This window comes from Drancourtella sp. An57 (assembly GCF_002161525.1).
Lineage (GTDB): Bacteria > Bacillota > Clostridia > Lachnospirales > Lachnospiraceae > Sellimonas > Sellimonas catena.
In genome coordinates, this window is the sequence record NZ_NFHY01000017.1 from 1 (window position 1) to 16132 (window position 16132).

Genomic DNA, 16132 nt, shown 5'->3' on the forward strand with positions numbered 1-16132 from the left:
GATCTGGCTGACCGTCCGCGAATTGGTACAATTGGAAAGAATCACATTCAGAGCAGTTCCGCTTTACTCAGGACTGCTCTTTTTCCGCTCTGAATCTGATACTTTCCTGATGAATTATATCATATCCGTGGTCCATCACACTATCTCCCATACAGATTTAACAAAAAAGACTCTGCAGAATGTTTCCACAAAGTCTTTCACATAATCTATTTAGGAAAAATATTTTTTCCGTAGTTTTCCTGTTGTAATTCCAAACCACACAAGCACAACCATCACAATTACAAAGGTGCCCCAGAAAATGGCCATATTGTCGACACCAAGACTGGTGCAGGCCAGATCACAGATCCCCCAGAGGGTCACTACGATCCCCAAAATCATCACTTTCGGTGCCGCCTCTTTTATGTATGCCTTGGTGTCTTTACATTTTTTCAGGTTCACTTCCTTCGGAAGCAGAACACTTTGAAAAATCTCTCCTTTTTTTATCATTTTCCAATACCCGGCCATACAATACAGTCCGCAGGCCAGGGCAATCAGTCCCCAGATCGAATCCATCCCTGTCACCTCAGTCCTAAAATTTCTTTCACTGCCGCTTCCATCTCCTGTGCATCGCACTCTCTCGTATGGCGGATTTCGGCATTTCTGATCTCCTCTACCGCCTTCGGGATCTCTGTCCCGGAAAGCCGGCTCAGTTCATCGGCAAGGGCAATGCCTTCCTGACCTTCATATTCGCCTGGCCGTATGGCGTTAAGAACGCTTTCCGCAAACTTGTATGGACTTGCCGTTGATGCGATGATCGTCTTTGCCGGATCGTTGCTGTCTCTGCGATACGCTTCGTACACCGCGGCAGCAACCGCTGTATGAGTATCCATCACATATCCTGTATTCTCGTAGGTGTCGCGGATGGCTTTCTTCATCTCGTCCGCCGATGCATACCCGGCAGCAAAATCGGACAGCTCTGCTTTCATCTTTCCGGTAATTCCGTAACGTCCGTTTTCGTTTAATTCCTTCATCAGCTCACGGTTTTTCGCCTCATTTCTTCCGGAAATCAGGTAAATCAGCCGTTCCAGATTACTGGAAATCAAAATATCCATAGATGGAGATTCTGTCAGGATAAATTCCCGGTTTTTATCATAGGTTCCGGTCTCGAAAAAGTCAAAGAGCACTTTATTTTCATTGGAGGCGCAGATCAGCTTCGCAATCGGAACGCCCATCTGTTTTGCAAAATAAGCGGCAAGAATATTTCCGAAATTTCCAGTCGGAACAACGACATTGACCGCTTCTCCTTCCTGAATCTCTTCATGTTTCAGGAGACACCCGTAAGCATGGACATAGTAGACAATCTGCGGGACAAGCCGTCCGATATTGATGGAATTTGCAGACGAGAACCGGAAGCCTGCTTTCTGAAGCTCTTCTTTGAGTTTCTCATCTTCAAACATCTTTTTCACACCGCTTTGTGCTTCATCAAAATTTCCGTGAATGGCAACGACCGCCGTATTGTTTCCTTTCTGTGTCACCATCTGGAGCCGCTGCACATCACTGACTCCTCCCTTTGGATAAAAGACGATGATTCTCGTTCCCTCCACATCTGCAAATCCGGCAAGGGCTGCCTTTCCTGTATCTCCGGACGTGGCAGTCAGAATCACGATTTCGTCAGTGACGTGATGCTTTCTGGCAGCTGTTGTCATCAGGTGCGGCAAAATGGAAAGCGCCATATCTTTGAACGCGATCGTCGGACCGTGGAACAGTTCCAGATAATAGACTCCGTCCACCTTCGCAATCGGTGCAATCTCTTCGTTATCAAACTTGTCATCGTAGGCTGCACGGATACATCCTCTAAGTTCCTCTTCCGTAAAGTCGGTAAGAAACTGCTTCATCACGACATAGGCAGTTTCCTGATAGTCCATCCCGGCAAGATCCGCAAGCGGAACAGGAAGCTTCGGAATATATTCCGGCACAAAGAGCCCTCCTTCATCGGAGAGTCCTTTTAAGATTGCCTCCGAAGCAGTCAGCATGACATTTTCGTTTCTCGTACTTCTATAAAACAACTCCATGGCGTTTCCTCCTTGTCCTTTTCTGATCTGCAATTTTCAGAAATTATACCATAAACTATTGGAACATTCAATCGATTTTCCTTTTCCGGAACAGGATAAAGAGCACTGCGCTCAGTGCCATCAGAACCGGATAGTACAGATACGGCATAATCTCAAACGGAGTCAGCTTCGTAAGACTTGCCGCTGACAAAAGCTGGGCGCCGTATGGGATGATCCCCTGTCCAACGGAAGTAAAAATATCAAGAAGTGAGGCGGAACGTCTTGGCTCAATGCCGTACTCATCACTGATATCCTTTGCGATCGGGCCGGTCATGACAATAGCAACCGTATTGTTTGCCGTGCACAGGTCCACCAGAAAGGCAAGACCTGCAATACCAAGCTCTGCGCCACGTTTTTTCTTGATTCTGCTTTTAATCATCTGCAGCAGAAAGGTAATTCCTCCCATCTCCCGTACAAGGGAAACAATGCAGGCCACGACAATGGAAATCACCGTTATGTCATACATCCCCATGATTCCGCCGCTTCCATCCGGTCCCTGCGCTACAACCTGGAACATCTCGGAGACCGCAATCTCTCCGGATAATACTCCCACAGCAAGAGATAGTACAGTTCCCGTCATCAGCACAAGAAACACATTCACGCCGATCAAGGCGCCTACCAGAACTACCAGATACGGAATAATCTTCCAGATACTGTATATCAGTTCCTCCTCCATCTGAAAATCCTGCCCGGATGTCAAAACGAAGAATATCCCGATCGTGACTACTGCCGCCGGCAGTACAATCAGAAAATTCTCACGGAATTTATCTTTCATCTCACATCCCTGTGTCTTGACAGCCGCGATCGTTGTGTCGGAAATCATGGAAAGGTTATCTCCAAACATGGCTCCGCATACGACCGCACCGATACAGATGGCTGCATCATATCCGGTCTTTTCGCTGATACCCGCTGCGATCGGAGCAAGAGCCGCAATCGTTCCCATGGATGTTCCCATGGAAACCGAAATAAAGCATCCGATCACGAACAGTCCTGCAACCGCCACCTGGGACGGCAGGATGGACAGTCCAAAATTTACCGCGCTGTCCGCCCCTCCGGCAGCTGTTACCGCACCGGAAAATCCGCCTGCGCAAAGGAAAATCAGACTCATGGTGATAATGTTGTCCTCCCCCACTCCCTTTGCGATAATATGAATTTTTTCGTTAAAATCATGTTTCCGGTCCTGCACAAAAGCTACAAACAGCGCCAGCAGAAATGCAAGCACAGCAGGCATTGCATAAAAATCACCGCTGATAAAACCGGACCCAAGAAATAGTATCAGAAATACCCCAATTGGAAGAAGTGCCAGCGCACTCCCCTTTTCTGTTCTTTCTGTCATTCGTTTCCCTCTCTACTTTAGATTTTGTTCGTTACAGAGTCTGACGGGAAAAGGGCGGCATGCCTTCCAAAAGTGCTGCCGCCCTTTTCACCATCCATTTTCCATATGTTAAACCGGATTTATCCATTCAGCTTCTGATTTGTGTAATTTACAAGGCCTCCGGCTGAAATGATTTTCTGCATGAATTCCGGGAACGGCTGTCCCTGATATTCAGTCCCTTTTGTCCGGTCAAAAATTTTCCCACTGTCAAAGTCGATCTCCACTTCATCCCCCGCTTCAATCTCCTCGGCCGCTTCTTTGCACTCAATAATCGGAAGTCCGATATTAATGGAATTCCGGAAAAAAATCCGTGCGAATGTTTCTGCAATAATGCAGCTGACTCCCGCTGTTTTCAGACAGAGCGGAGCATGTTCTCTTGAAGAACCACATCCGAAATTCTTTCTTGCAACAATGATATCTCCCGGCTGAACCTTGCCTGCAAACTCCGGATCAATATCTACCATCGCGTGGGATGCCAGTTCCTGCGGGTCAAACGAATTCAGATATCTTGCAGGAATGATAACATCCGTATCCACATTGTCTCCGTATTTAAATACATGTCCTTTTGCTTCCATGTTCTATTCACCTGCTTTCTCTGGATTTGCGATATAACCTTTGATGGCACTTGCCGCAGCCGTCTCCGGAGAAGCAAGGTAAATCAAAGAGTCCACATGTCCCATACGTCCCACAAAATTTCTGTTTGTTGTGGAAACACACTTTTCACCTGCTGCCAGAACGCCCATGTGTCCTCCCATGCACGGTCCGCAGCTCGGCGTGGAAAATGCGCATCCTGCATCCACGAAAATCTCCGCTATGCCTTCTTTCAGACATTCCTTATAGATCGCCTGCGTACCCGGAATTACAATCACACGCACACCCGGATGTACTTTATGACCTTTGAGGATCGCCGCCGCTCTTCTCATGTCTTCCATTCTTCCGTTCGTACAGGATCCGATTACAACCTGGTCGATCTTGATCGGCTCCATAGTCTCGATCTCATCAATTGTGTGCGCATTGCCCGGAAGATGCGGAAATGCAACCGTCGGTCTTACTTCGGAAAGATCAATCTCGATCACTTCATCGTACACTGCATCCTCATCCGGAGTGTAGATCTTATATTCTTTGTCCGAATGCTCTTTCATATACGCTTCTGCCTTCTCATCCACAAGGAAGATTCCGTTCTTCGCCCCTGCTTCGATGGCCATATTTGCCATGGTGAAACGGTCATCCATGGAAAGTTCGGAAAGTCCTTCTCCTACGAACTCCATGGATTTATACAATGCTCCATCCACACCGATCTTTCCGATGATATGGAGAATAATGTCTTTTCCACTAACATATTTTCCAGGTTTTCCCTTCAGTACGAACTGAATTGCGGATGGCACCTTGAACCAGAGCACTCCGGTCGCCATTCCTGTCGCGATATCCGTTGTTCCAACACCGGTGGAAAATGCTCCCAGCGCGCCGTATGTACAGGTGTGGGAATCCGCTCCGATGATACACTCCCCTGCTACCGCGATTCCTTTTTCCGGGAGGAGCGCGTGCTCAATCCCCATCTGTCCAATCTCATAATAGTGCGTCAGTCCCTGCTCTTTTGCAAATTCCCGGATTGATTTGGAATTTTCCGCTGATTTGATGTCTTTATTTGGAGTAAAATGATCCGGTACCAGTACAACTTTGTCCTTATCAAATACCTTGTCCGCCATCTGCCTGAATACCGGCACAGCCATCGGACCGGTAATATCATTTGCCATTACAACGTCAAGCTTCGCCTCAATCAGCTGTCCTGCCGCCACCCTGTCCAATCCTGCATGCGCTGCAAGGATCTTCTGCGTCATTGTCATTCCCATGTCTTTTGCGCCTCCTCTTTTTCTGGCTTCTGCCTTTCCTCATATTCTATCATAGATATCTACAGATGTGCAAGAAAAAATCAGAGTGCGATCTGTTTTTTGAGTTTTACCTTGCTGATCACCGACAGTTAAATGCAGGAAATTTCCTTTTGAAAGAAACACATCCGGTCTTTTTTATTTACGCCTTGCGAAATTTATTATATAATATAGAATGCGTGTATAATTTGTCGATTAAAGGAGAATGAATATGACATTAAAAATGGGGAAAAACCAGCACACCTATATTGTCAGATCCATTCAGCTGGAGCTTTCGCTGGAACGCAGGCTCGAATCTCTCGGTCTTACCGAGGGGGCTTTGATTACCATTTTGAATAATGATAAAAAGGGAGCTATGACTGTTCGGTTCCGTGGGACAAGATTTGCCCTCGGTAAGCGGATTGCTGACCATATTGAAGTGGAGGAGGCAGAATAATGGGTGATATCATCAATGTGGGATTCATAGGTAATCCAAACTGTGGAAAAACAACTCTGTTTAACGCCTATACAGGGGCTAATCTGAAAGTGGCAAACTGGCCGGGCGTAACAGTCGAAAAAAAAGAGGGAATGACCGAGTACGAAGGGGATCGTTTCAAATTGATCGACCTTCCTGGAATCTACAGTCTGACTTCTTATACAATGGAAGAAACCGTATCAAGAGAATGTATTATGAGTGATGACGTCGATGTCATCGTTGACGTTGTGGACGCCTCGTCTCTGGAGCGCAACCTTTATCTGACTCTCCAGCTGATCGAGCTTGGAAAACCTGTCGTTCTTGCACTGAATATGATGGACATCGTAGAAGAACGGGGCATGGAAATCGACCTTCACCGTCTTCCGGAAATGCTTGGTATCCCTGCGATACCGGTTTCCGCGAGAAAACGGACCGGTCTTTCCATCCTGATGCATGCGGTCAAACACCACGAAGGGCTGACCGGCCAGGATCCGCTGATCCACCACCACCAGGAAAAAGAGGCAAGTTCTTCCCACCGCCACAACCATCATGCGGAATATGCCATGGTATACAGCGATGAAATCGAAGATAAAATCGATATACTTATCGAACGGCTCTCCGCACAGGATCCTGATCTTTCAAATAAAAGATGGCATGCCATCAAGCTTTTGGAGCATGACCCGGTCGTCATGAAAAATCATCCTGTCATGCTGGATGATGTAGCTTCTGAAAGTCTGGAAAAAGATATCATCAATCAGAAATATGATTTTATAGAAGAAATTATTCAGGAGGTTCTCGTCAACAAAAGCGCAAAAGCAGAAATGACAGAAAAAATTGATCGTTATCTGACAAGCCGCTATCTTGGCCTTCCGATTTTTCTTCTGATTATGGCTTTTGTATTTTTTGTAACGTTTACAGTCGGTGACTGGCTGAAAGGATATTTTGAGCTGGCTCTTGTCTGGTTCTCGGATCTGGTGACCGGCGGACTTTCCGCAGTCCATACGAATCCACTGATTCAGTCTCTTGTCGTGGATGGAATTATCTCCGGTGTAGGCGGCATCCTGACTTTCCTGCCGAATATTTTCATCCTGTTTCTGGCACTTGCCTTTCTGGAAGACAGTGGGTATATGTCACGTGTCGCATACGTCATGGATGATCTGATGAGCCGTCTCGGACTCTCCGGCCGTGCTTTCATCCCGCTCCTTCTTGGATTCGGATGTTCGGTTCCCGCTGTCATGGCATCCCGTGCTCTGGAACACCGGAAAGACCGGCTGAAGACCATTCTTGTTACACCGTTTATGTCCTGCAGTGCAAGGCTTCCAATTTATGTCCTGTTCTCTTCCATGTTTTTTGGAAAATACAGCATGCTCGTATGCTACTCCATGTATCTGCTTGGTATTGTGGTGGCCATCACGGCGACTTTCGTCATTTCAAAATTTGACGGTAGTAAAGCGGAACACGCACTGCTCATTGAACTTCCGGAGTACAAGACTCCAAATGCTCACACGATTGCCATCTATGTATGGGAAAAGGTAAAGGACTATCTCTCCAAAGCAGGTACCGTCATCTTCATCGCCTCCATTATAATGTGGGGTGTCATGAACCTTGGACCGCATGGCTTTGTATCCGATATTTCCGAGAGTTTCGGGGCAATCATCGGAAAGGCCCTTGTCCCTTTACTTGCTCCGGCGGGACTTGGGTACTGGCAGATCGCCGTTGCTCTGATCTCCGGTATTGCTGCAAAAGAAGTCGTTGTTTCCAGCTGCAGCGTTCTTTTTGGCATCGCCAATATTACGACTTCCGCAGGTATGGACAGCATGGTATCTGTCCTTGCTTCCATGGGATTTGGCGCAGCCAACGCCTACGCAATGATGGTTTTCTGTCTTCTCTACGTTCCATGTATGGCAACGATCGGAACGATCCACAGAGAAGTGGGAAAGACAAGTATCACTGTCGCGTTCGCCTGCTTCCAGCTTGTCATTGCATGGATTTTCGCAGTGATTTTCTACCATATCGGACTGCTGTTTTAAATAAGAGAGAAAACAAAGACCCTTTCCGGTCTCCGGCTGATTACAGGCCGCCCGGAAAGGGTCTTTTTACATAAACTTTTTTATCAAATTAAGATGATCCCGAAACGGCGGGTACCGGAAAGGAATGTCTACAAGAACCGATTTTTTGAGGATACTTTTCTCATGCGTAAAGGTATCAAAACTTGCCTTCCCATGATATTTCCCCATTCCGGACTGCCCTACTCCTCCAAACGGCAGATATGGTGTTGCCAGATGGACTACCGTATCATTGATACAACCTCCTCCGTAGGATAGCTTTTCAAGAATGTAGGACTCCCTTTTTTTGTCCCTCGTAAACAGATACAGCGCCAGCGGGCTTGACTGCGCTTCAATGGCAGCTGCCGCTTCCCGCAGATCATAGTAGGACATGATCGGCAGAACCGGCCCGAATATCTCTTCTTTCATCACAGCGTCATCCCAGGTGATGCCATCCATCACTGTCGGCTCAATCCGAAGCGTGGTACTGTCGGTCTTGCCGCCGTAAATGACTTTATTTTCATTGATCAGTCCACTGATACGTTTGAAGTGCCTCTGGTTGATAATCGCCGGATACTCCTCATTTTCCAGCGGTTTCTGGCCGTACATCTTCTGAATCTGTCTGATAATATAATGAATCAGCCTTTTCTTTACACTGTGCTGCACCAGTACATAATCCGGTGCCACACAGGTCTGTCCGGCATTCAAAAACTTCCCCCAGACAATCCGTTTTGCCGCGGTTCTTAAATCCGCTGTCTCATCAACAATGCAAGGGCTCTTTCCCCCAAGCTCCAGGCTGACAGGAGTCAGATGTCTGGCTGCCTTCTCCATCACGGATTTTCCTACTTTCGGACTTCCCGTAAAGAAAATATAGTCAAACTTTTCATTGAGGAGCGCCTCGTTCTCCTCCCGGCCGCCTGTCACAACTGTGACATAGCAGGATGGAAACACTTCCCGAATCATCTCCTGAATCATCGCAGATGTATGCACCGAGTAGGAAGACGGCTTAAGGACTGCACAGTTTCCTGCACTGACCGCGCCAATCAGAGGTGCCACCGTAAGCTGAAAAGGATAATTCCACGGAGCCATAATAAGTACGACACCATAAGGCTCTCTGTAAATAAAAGAGGCAGACGGGAACTGAGATACCGGCGTCCTGACTCTTCTTGGCTTCGCCCAAAGTGTCAGATGTTTCATGGCAAACCTGATTTCCTCTTTTACCATTCCGATCTCAGTCATATATCCTTCCGTGCCGGATTTTCCGAGATCCTTATTGAGGGCATCCAGAATCCGTGCCTCATTCTCATCCATCCATTTCAGAAGTCTGCCAAGATAAAATACCCTGAATCCCGTTTTCTTCGTTTTCCCTGTCTTAAAAAACTCTTTCTGCCGTCTTACCAATCCTTTGTACTCCATTCCTTCTCCTTTCCAGCTAGTCTCTTAATTTCTGCATTTTTTCTTTTTTTGCCTCCCGCAGGTAAGGAATCTCGATCGGATCAATCGGATCTACCGGACTTTCTACCTTCATCTTTTTCTGTCTGCTCCTGCGTTTCAAAAGCTCTCCACCTTTGTTGTAGAACCAGAAACTGTATGCGAGAAGCTTATTTGCCTTCCCCATCTTATCTTTCACCGTTTTGTTATAAAATCTTCCGCCGGCTTTTACAATCTGATTCTGACGGATCAAATTGATCAGTTCGGTTTCACATGTGGCTGTTCCCGCAAATTCTGTATACGCGGTACTTACACATTCGATCTTATGGGCATCGCTGCCTCCGGTTCCCGGTTTATTATATTTCTTTGCGAGTCTGGCCGCGCCTTCATTTGACTCCTCAGACTCGCACGCATTAAATACCTCAATAAAATCAAACCGCTTAATCAGCTCCGGGGATTTATAAAACCGCTTTGTATTTGTAAAACTCAGATATTTTTCACCACACGGATGGGCCGGTCCAAGCACACCTCCATTTTTGTGTACCAGATCAATCAACATGGTAAGCGGCAGCCCGCGCATCTCCAGAAGACGCATTTTCCGCCCCTCCGGCATAATGACAAGAAAATGCCCCGCATCTCTCGTGTCGTATTCAATCCCCTTAAATACCATAAAATCCTGGTACTTTTTCCCTTTCAACTCATTTTTCCAGTATCGGTATCCATTATAAGTATCGTGGTCGGTAACAACCATTCCATCATATCCATTATCGATCAGCTTTTCGATATATTCTTCAATGCCTACTTTGCTGTCAATCGATCCTTCTTTTACATGACAATGCATATCCAGCTTCATACACAAGCCCCCTTTTGCTTACAGGCTTATTATACCCTTTTTTCAGAAAGGCAGTAATACTGTCCGCATTTTCTGATTCCCACAGTCAGATTTTCTCCCTTATTCATTTTCGTTTATTCGTTCTCATCAGAATCCAGAATGTTTCTCGCCATTTCAATTTCGGATTCTACCGATTTCTTTTCCCGAATTTCTTTTGCTTTACTGCGCTCGATCTTTGCAATCTTACTTGACTTCAGAGCATACTGGATGCAGATTCCAAGAACTGCCAGAGCAATGCTCACTCCGTAGAATGCAATTGTACTGTCAAACGGCAGGTAGCGGGATGCTACAATACCGCCGAGAACACCTCCGCCGATTCCCATGACCGGTATAATCATCGGATCACCGAAAACGGCTGCCAGAATCGCAAATAACAGTGCTGCCGCTGCCGCGATGCCAAGTGCAATGTAGCCTCTGCCGCCCGCAAGTGCCAGGGCACTTACAAAAATGGCCACAAACGAAAATACGAATGCCCCGAATTTGCGGAATACCGCCTCGAATGCTGCAAGAAGCACTCCCGCTGCTGCGCATACGCCGATCATGATCCAACCGTCCAGATTCAAATACCAGGACGCCGCCAGTCCAGCAGTCACACCAAGCAGAAGCCCCTGCAGAGCAAACAGAACATATTTACACTTCGCTCCAAAGAAAACCATCAGCAGCGCGATCACACCAGCCACAACAGCTGCCACTGTTCCTCCTTCCGAAAAGATCCACGAGAAATCCATGTTCTTCAGTCCATCTTCAAAGAGCAGCCGGCTTATCTGATCTGCTGCTTCAAATACTCTTTCCATCTTTGTCTCTCCTTTGTATATTATTTGATACTCTTTTCGTTTCCCTCCTACTTGTATTTTAATACAAAACTGATATTCCCGCAACACGAAAGATGGACGCCGATGCTTATCTGATCATCAACGCCCATCCTCACTTTGTTGGTTCTTCAGTCATTCGTTAACCTTCCCTTTCTCAGATTATATGAGTTATAAATGTGTTTTCGGTGGTCCGTACCTTCCTTTCTGAAATCCTTTCTGATTTCTATTTCTTTTTCTTGTCCTAATATTACCATCCCTTCTTATTTTTGTCAATATATTTTTCTGTTTCTATCTGTTTTTTCTTTCTTTACATTATTTCCTTTTAAATTATCTGTTGATTCAGGCACTCCGGCACACAAAAAAAGATACCATACCGTCCTCTGACCATATGGTATCTTCTCTGCCTTTTTCCGTACATTAGTATGCAACTTTTCCGGAATCTGTCCCGTTTACCACATAGTAAACTGCAGCTTCCTCCGGCTTTACATAAAGTGTGATATCTTTGATATCGCCCACTTTTTTTCCATTTTCCTTTGTCCAGTCTTTTTTGACTGCAGCGATCATATCTTTTTCCTCTACTTCTTTTCCGAAGTACTGAACAAATGTCCTTACTTTGATTTCTTTCTTTGCAGTTTTTTTTGCAGCTGTCTTCTTTGCAGTCTTTACTGTCTTTTCTGCTGCTTCTTTCACAGCCTCTTTTACTTCTTCTGTTTTTTCAGCTACTGCTTCTTTTACAGCTTCTGTCTTTTCCACAGCCGCTTCTTTCACAGCCTCTGTTTTCTCTGCTGCCGCTTTTGCAGTTTCCGCCGCTGCAGCTTCTGTCTTTGCAGTTACCTTTGCCAATGTGCGTTTTCTTGCCATAATAAATCCTCCTAATGAAAACTGTCACCTGTTGTCATTCTTTTCTGCCTTACTACGCCAGCTGTCCATTATTATAGCACAAATTTTTCAAAATGCAAGAAAAGAGCATTTTATTCATGAATCCTGAATTTATATACTGTTGTTGTCTGATAAGTCTCCCCTGCCTTGCACACCGGTGCCTCAAAGTTTTCGTGATGTACCGCATCCGGGAAGTACTGTGTCTCAAAGCAGACTGCCGCATGTTTTCCGTAATGCTTTCCGCCTTTTCCTGTTTCATTTTCAATACCGTTTCCCGTATACATCTGGATTCCCGGAAGGTCCGTCAGGACTTCCATCGAAATACCGGTTTCCGGTGAATACACCTCTGCTGCTTTCTCACAATTTCCCTGATTGCCAAGAGCCCAATTATGATCATATCCGCCTGCAAGCTTCAACGGCTCATAGTCTGCCCCGATATCCTGCCCGATCGCTTTTGCCTGACGGAAATCCATCGGTGTTCCTGTCACATCGATCAGCTTTCCGGTCGGAATCAGTTTATCGTCTGTCTCTGTAAACGCATCTGCGTCAAGACGTACGACATGGTTCAGAATCGTATTTTCCCCTTCTCCGTTTAAATTAAAATAACTGTGGTTGGTCAGGTTCAGAATTGTGTCTTCACCCGGAATTGCCCTGTAGGAAATTTTCACTTCATTGTTCTCTGTCAAAGTATAAGTAACTTCAATTCTGACATCTCCCGGATAGCCCTGATCCCCGTCCGGACTGAACAGGGCAAAAGTAATACTCTGCGCATCCGACTGCTTTACTTCCCACAGTCTCTTGTTATAAAAGTTCAGTCCGCTGTGCAGGTTGTTTCCATTTTCATTTGCGTCCAGGCGGAATGTCTTTCCACCAAGTTCAAAAGAAGCCCCCGCAATTCTGTTTGCGTTTCTGCCGACAGTTGCGCCAAAGAAACTTGCTCCTGTCTCATATCCGGACACATCGTCGTATCCGAGTACTACATCCCTTTTCCGGCTGTTTTTGTCCACTACCATAATGTTTACAAGGGTTGCACCATAGTCGGTTACTTTCAGCTCCATTCCATTTTCATTTTCCATTGTGTAAAGCGATGCCTGCACACCTGCCCTGGTCTGTCCAAAATTTTCCTTTTTCATTCATCTACCATACGCCTTTCGGCTTCCTTTCTTTCAAACATTTCTGCCTTTTATTTTACACCTAATTTCTCTGCATGAAAAGAAGCATTACAAAGACTGTTTCATTTTCTTTGTAATGCTTCCTGACTGATCCGCTATTTCTTCTCTTTGACTTTTCCAAGTATGGACTGAAGGACAATAAAGAAGCATAACAATGCGGAAAGAACAATTCTTACCCACCAGCTCGACAAGGTCCCCTGAGTAGTAATCAGACTTGTAATCGTACCTTTAATCAGGACTCCGAACAGCGTACCGATCGGTGTTCCGACACCTCCGCTCAGAAGCGTACCTCCGATAACCGCCGCCGAGATCGCATCCATTTCCAGTCCTTTTGCCTGTTCCACGAACCCGGCACAGCTGTTGAGGCAGAATACAAAGATACGGCCTGTATTTTCTATTCTTCCTTATTTACGATATGCTGCTGCATTCCATCTGAGTTCATTTTTCAGATTCCGGATATTGGTGTCTTTATCGATATAAACCGCCTCAATACCCATTGCATCCGCCCAGTCTCCCATCTGTTCCGCGGTAATGTCATAGGAGAATGCCGTGTGGTGCGCTCCTCCACAGAGGATCCATGCCTCTGCGCCGGTCTGAAGATTTGGTTCCGGTGTCCAGAAAGCGGTTGCAACCGGAAGTTTCGGCATCGGTTTTTCCGTTTTTTTACAATTGACATTGTTGATAATCAGGCGGAACCTGTCTCCAAGATCAATGAGAGAAGTTGCAATCGCCGGACCTTCCTTTGCCGTGAATACAAGACGTGCCGGATCTTCTCTGTCACCCATGCTGAGCGGCTGCACTTTGATACTGATCGGACCGTCCGCAATAGTCGGGCAGACCTCCAGCATATGAGCCTGAAGAATGCCTTCTTTTCCAGGAACCAGATTGTAGGTATAATCTTCCATAAAGGAAGTTCCCTTTGCGTCTTTCATTCCTTCCGTCATGATTTTCATAATCCGAAGCATGGCTGCAGTCTTCCAGTCTCCTTCTGCGCCAAATCCGTAACCTTTTTCCATCAGTCTCTGGATTGCAAGCCCCGGAAGCTGCTTTAAACTTCCAAGATCACCAAAATGAGTCACAATTGCCTGATAGTTCTTCTCTTCCAGGAACCGTTCAAATCCAATTTCGATCTGTGCCTGTACGGCAACATGTTTCCGGAATTCTTCCGGATCTCTTCCTTCCAGAAGAATATCATATTTATCATAATATTCCTCTACCAGAGAACTTACTTCTCCTTCTTTTACATCTTCGACCGCTTCCGCGATTTCGTTAACCGGATAAGCATCCACTTCCCATCCAAATTTAATCTGTGCCTCTACCTTGTCTCCATCCGTTACGGCTACATTTCTCATATTATCGGCCACCCTCATGACACGTACATGGCTGCTTTCGATCACACCCACAGCTGTACGCATCCAGGATGCAATTTTTTCCTGTACCTGTCTGTCAGACCAGTGTCCCACAACAATTTTTCTCTCGATTCCCATCCTGGTAAAGATATGGCCGAACTCACGGCCTCCATGTGCAGACTGGTTTTCGTTCATGAAATCCATATCAATGGTATCATATGGAATTTCCTGATTGAACTGAGTGTGCAGGTGAAGAAGCGGCTTCCTGTATTCCTGAAGTCCGAGAATCCAGGATTTTGCCGGTGAGAACGTATGCATCCACGTGATGACACCTGCACATTCCTCATCTGTGTTTGCCTCATTAAAGGTCTTTCTGATCAGCTCGTTTGTGATCAGCGTCGGTTTCCAGACAATCTCATACGGAAGAACTCCGGATGCATTCAGCGCCTCCACGATCTTCTGCGCATGCTCTGCCACATGAGCCAGACACTCGTCTCCGTAAAGATCCTGCGATCCTGTACAGAACCAGAACTTGTAGTTTTTCTGCTTTAACATTGTTTTCCCCTCCTGTTATATTGATTTATTATATATGTGTAATCACTTTCACGGAATTTCGCATAACCAGATCCGGCATAAGCTCCACCGTCTCAATGTCTCCGATTCCCTGTATCTTATCAAGCATCATCTCAGCCGCAATCTTTCCAAGCTCCTGCACCGGATTATCGGCCGACGTAAACGGGATCTCACAGAATCTCGAAAGATCGGAATTGTCAATTCCCACAATGGAAAGATCATCCGGTATCCGGATTCCCTGATCCATACAGATACCAACCAGCTTGTTTGCGACCTCATCGTTATAGCAGACACAGGCCGTGCAGCCCTTGATCCGCTTCAGAATTCTACTGCAGTCATCCCGCATCTCCGCGATCTCATCCGAGTCGATCCATACAACCTGCTTTCCTTTGACCTTGATATCCGCATCCATCAGCGCATCCACATATCCCGCATACCTCTGGTGCCCCTGACCATCGTCCGCCTTGAAAATCCCCGCTATATTGATATGCCCGCAGTCAAGAAGATGCTGCGTCACCATCCGCCCGGCCGCTCTGTCATTCAGGCTCACATGCGCAATATCAAGCTCCGGATAAAAACTGTTAATAAACAGAATCGGAACACCCATCCGCTCCAGCTCCTTGTATAGCTTCAGATTCGGATTCGGAATCCCGCTCTTTGTTGTCTCCGCAATCAGCCCGTCGATTGATCTCTCCCGAATAAAATCCTTCAGAATCATCCGCTCCTTCTCAATCGCATTATTAGACACGGCAAGCTGAAGAAAATATCCCTCATCCGACAATACCCGTTCAATCTCCTTTACAATCAACGGAAAAATATAGACATCCACATAGGTCGTCATCACCGCAATTCTCATGGAACGCTGTCTTTTCTGCTTTCCAATCTCAATATATGTCCCGCTTCCTCGGACACTCCGCACAATCTGTTCCTCCTCCAGCACTGAAAGCGCCTTCCTGATCGTCTGACGACTCACACCAAACCTCACCTGCAGCGTATTCTCGGACGGAAGCTTATCCCCCTGCTTCAGCCTGCCCTCACGCAGCTCTCCTCTGATCCACGCAACCACTTCTTCGTACTTCTTCTGCATTCCAAAGCCTCTCTTTCATTATACTACCACTATAACCCATTCACCTGTACAATACAAGTTGGAGTATTATCCAAACATGTCACGCAC

At 46.3% G+C, this 16132-nt stretch carries 14 protein-coding genes and 1 pseudogene; 2 read left to right on the plus strand and 13 right to left on the minus strand.

Annotation, left to right across the window (positions count from 1 at the left end; all coding sequences use genetic code 11):
* Positions 1–210: 210 nt before the first annotated feature.
* The 5 genes from B5G11_RS13020 to leuC form a co-directional block, all read right to left on the minus strand.
* Positions 211–552 carry a hypothetical protein gene (locus tag B5G11_RS13020; RefSeq protein WP_138372741.1) on the minus strand — a complete coding sequence of 114 codons (342 nt, stop codon included), beginning with the start codon at positions 550–552 and terminating at the stop codon, positions 211–213.
* 5 nt (positions 553–557) lie between these two features.
* On the minus strand, positions 558–2051 hold the full coding sequence (gene thrC, locus B5G11_RS13025; protein WP_087254512.1) for a threonine synthase: 1494 nt from the start codon (positions 2049–2051) through the stop codon (positions 558–560).
* A 67-nt stretch (positions 2052–2118) separates the two neighbouring features.
* Entirely contained in the window at positions 2119–3426 is a 1308-nt protein-coding gene (locus B5G11_RS13030) for a Na+/H+ antiporter NhaC family protein (RefSeq protein WP_087167455.1), read from the minus strand.
* 119 nt (positions 3427–3545) lie between these two features.
* Positions 3546–4040, minus strand: a complete 495-nt coding sequence (gene leuD / locus B5G11_RS13035) for a 3-isopropylmalate dehydratase small subunit (RefSeq protein WP_087167456.1) — start codon at positions 4038–4040, stop codon at positions 3546–3548.
* 3 nt (positions 4041–4043) lie between these two features.
* Positions 4044–5315 carry a 3-isopropylmalate dehydratase large subunit gene (leuC, locus tag B5G11_RS13040; RefSeq protein WP_087254515.1) on the minus strand — a complete coding sequence of 424 codons (1272 nt, stop codon included), beginning with the start codon at positions 5313–5315 and terminating at the stop codon, positions 4044–4046.
* A 247-nt stretch (positions 5316–5562) separates the two neighbouring features.
* On the opposite strand from leuC, the gene B5G11_RS13045 reads away from it, so the two are divergent.
* Both B5G11_RS13045 and feoB read left to right on the plus strand, forming a co-directional pair.
* Positions 5563–5787, plus strand: a complete 225-nt coding sequence (locus B5G11_RS13045; protein ID WP_087254519.1) for a FeoA family protein — start codon at positions 5563–5565, stop codon at positions 5785–5787.
* Positions 5787–7835, plus strand: coding sequence for a ferrous iron transport protein B (gene feoB / locus B5G11_RS13050; RefSeq protein ID WP_087167459.1), 2049 nt, complete (start codon positions 5787–5789; stop codon positions 7833–7835). Before B5G11_RS13045 ends, feoB begins: the two co-directional genes overlap by 1 nt.
* A 66-nt stretch (positions 7836–7901) precedes the next feature.
* Here feoB and B5G11_RS13055 read toward each other — a convergent pair whose 3' ends face one another.
* The 8 genes and pseudogenes from B5G11_RS13055 to B5G11_RS13090 all read right to left on the minus strand — a co-directional run bounded on the left by B5G11_RS13055 (position 7902) and on the right by B5G11_RS13090 (position 16045).
* Positions 7902–9266 (minus strand): aldehyde dehydrogenase, encoded by a 1365-nt coding sequence (locus tag B5G11_RS13055; protein ID WP_087254522.1) that lies wholly within the window; start codon positions 9264–9266, stop codon positions 7902–7904.
* Positions 9267–9282: 16 nt separating this feature from the next.
* Positions 9283–10134 (minus strand): PHP domain-containing protein, encoded by an 852-nt coding sequence (locus B5G11_RS13060; protein ID WP_087254525.1) that lies wholly within the window; start codon positions 10132–10134, stop codon positions 9283–9285.
* 113 nt (positions 10135–10247) lie between these two features.
* Positions 10248–10967 carry a hypothetical protein gene (locus B5G11_RS13065; protein WP_087167462.1) on the minus strand — a complete coding sequence of 240 codons (720 nt, stop codon included), beginning with the start codon at positions 10965–10967 and terminating at the stop codon, positions 10248–10250.
* A gap of 435 nt (positions 10968–11402) precedes the next feature.
* Complete coding sequence (locus B5G11_RS13070) at positions 11403–11846, minus strand: DUF6465 family protein (protein WP_087254528.1); 444 nt, start codon at positions 11844–11846, stop codon at positions 11403–11405.
* Positions 11847–11956: 110 nt separating this feature from the next.
* The gene (locus B5G11_RS13075) at positions 11957–12997 is read right to left on the minus strand and encodes an aldose epimerase family protein (protein WP_087167464.1); all 1041 of its coding nucleotides are present in this window, start codon (positions 12995–12997) and stop codon (positions 11957–11959) included.
* A 134-nt stretch (positions 12998–13131) separates the two neighbouring features.
* Positions 13132–13410: pseudogene (locus tag B5G11_RS13080) on the minus strand (sugar ABC transporter permease YjfF); the annotation flags it as partial.
* 30 nt (positions 13411–13440) lie between these two features.
* On the minus strand, positions 13441–14940 hold the full coding sequence (araA, locus tag B5G11_RS13085; protein WP_087254532.1) for an L-arabinose isomerase: 1500 nt from the start codon (positions 14938–14940) through the stop codon (positions 13441–13443).
* 28 nt (positions 14941–14968) lie between these two features.
* Complete coding sequence (locus tag B5G11_RS13090) at positions 14969–16045, minus strand: GntR family transcriptional regulator (protein WP_087254536.1); 1077 nt, start codon at positions 16043–16045, stop codon at positions 14969–14971.
* Positions 16046–16132: the final 87 nt, after the last annotated feature.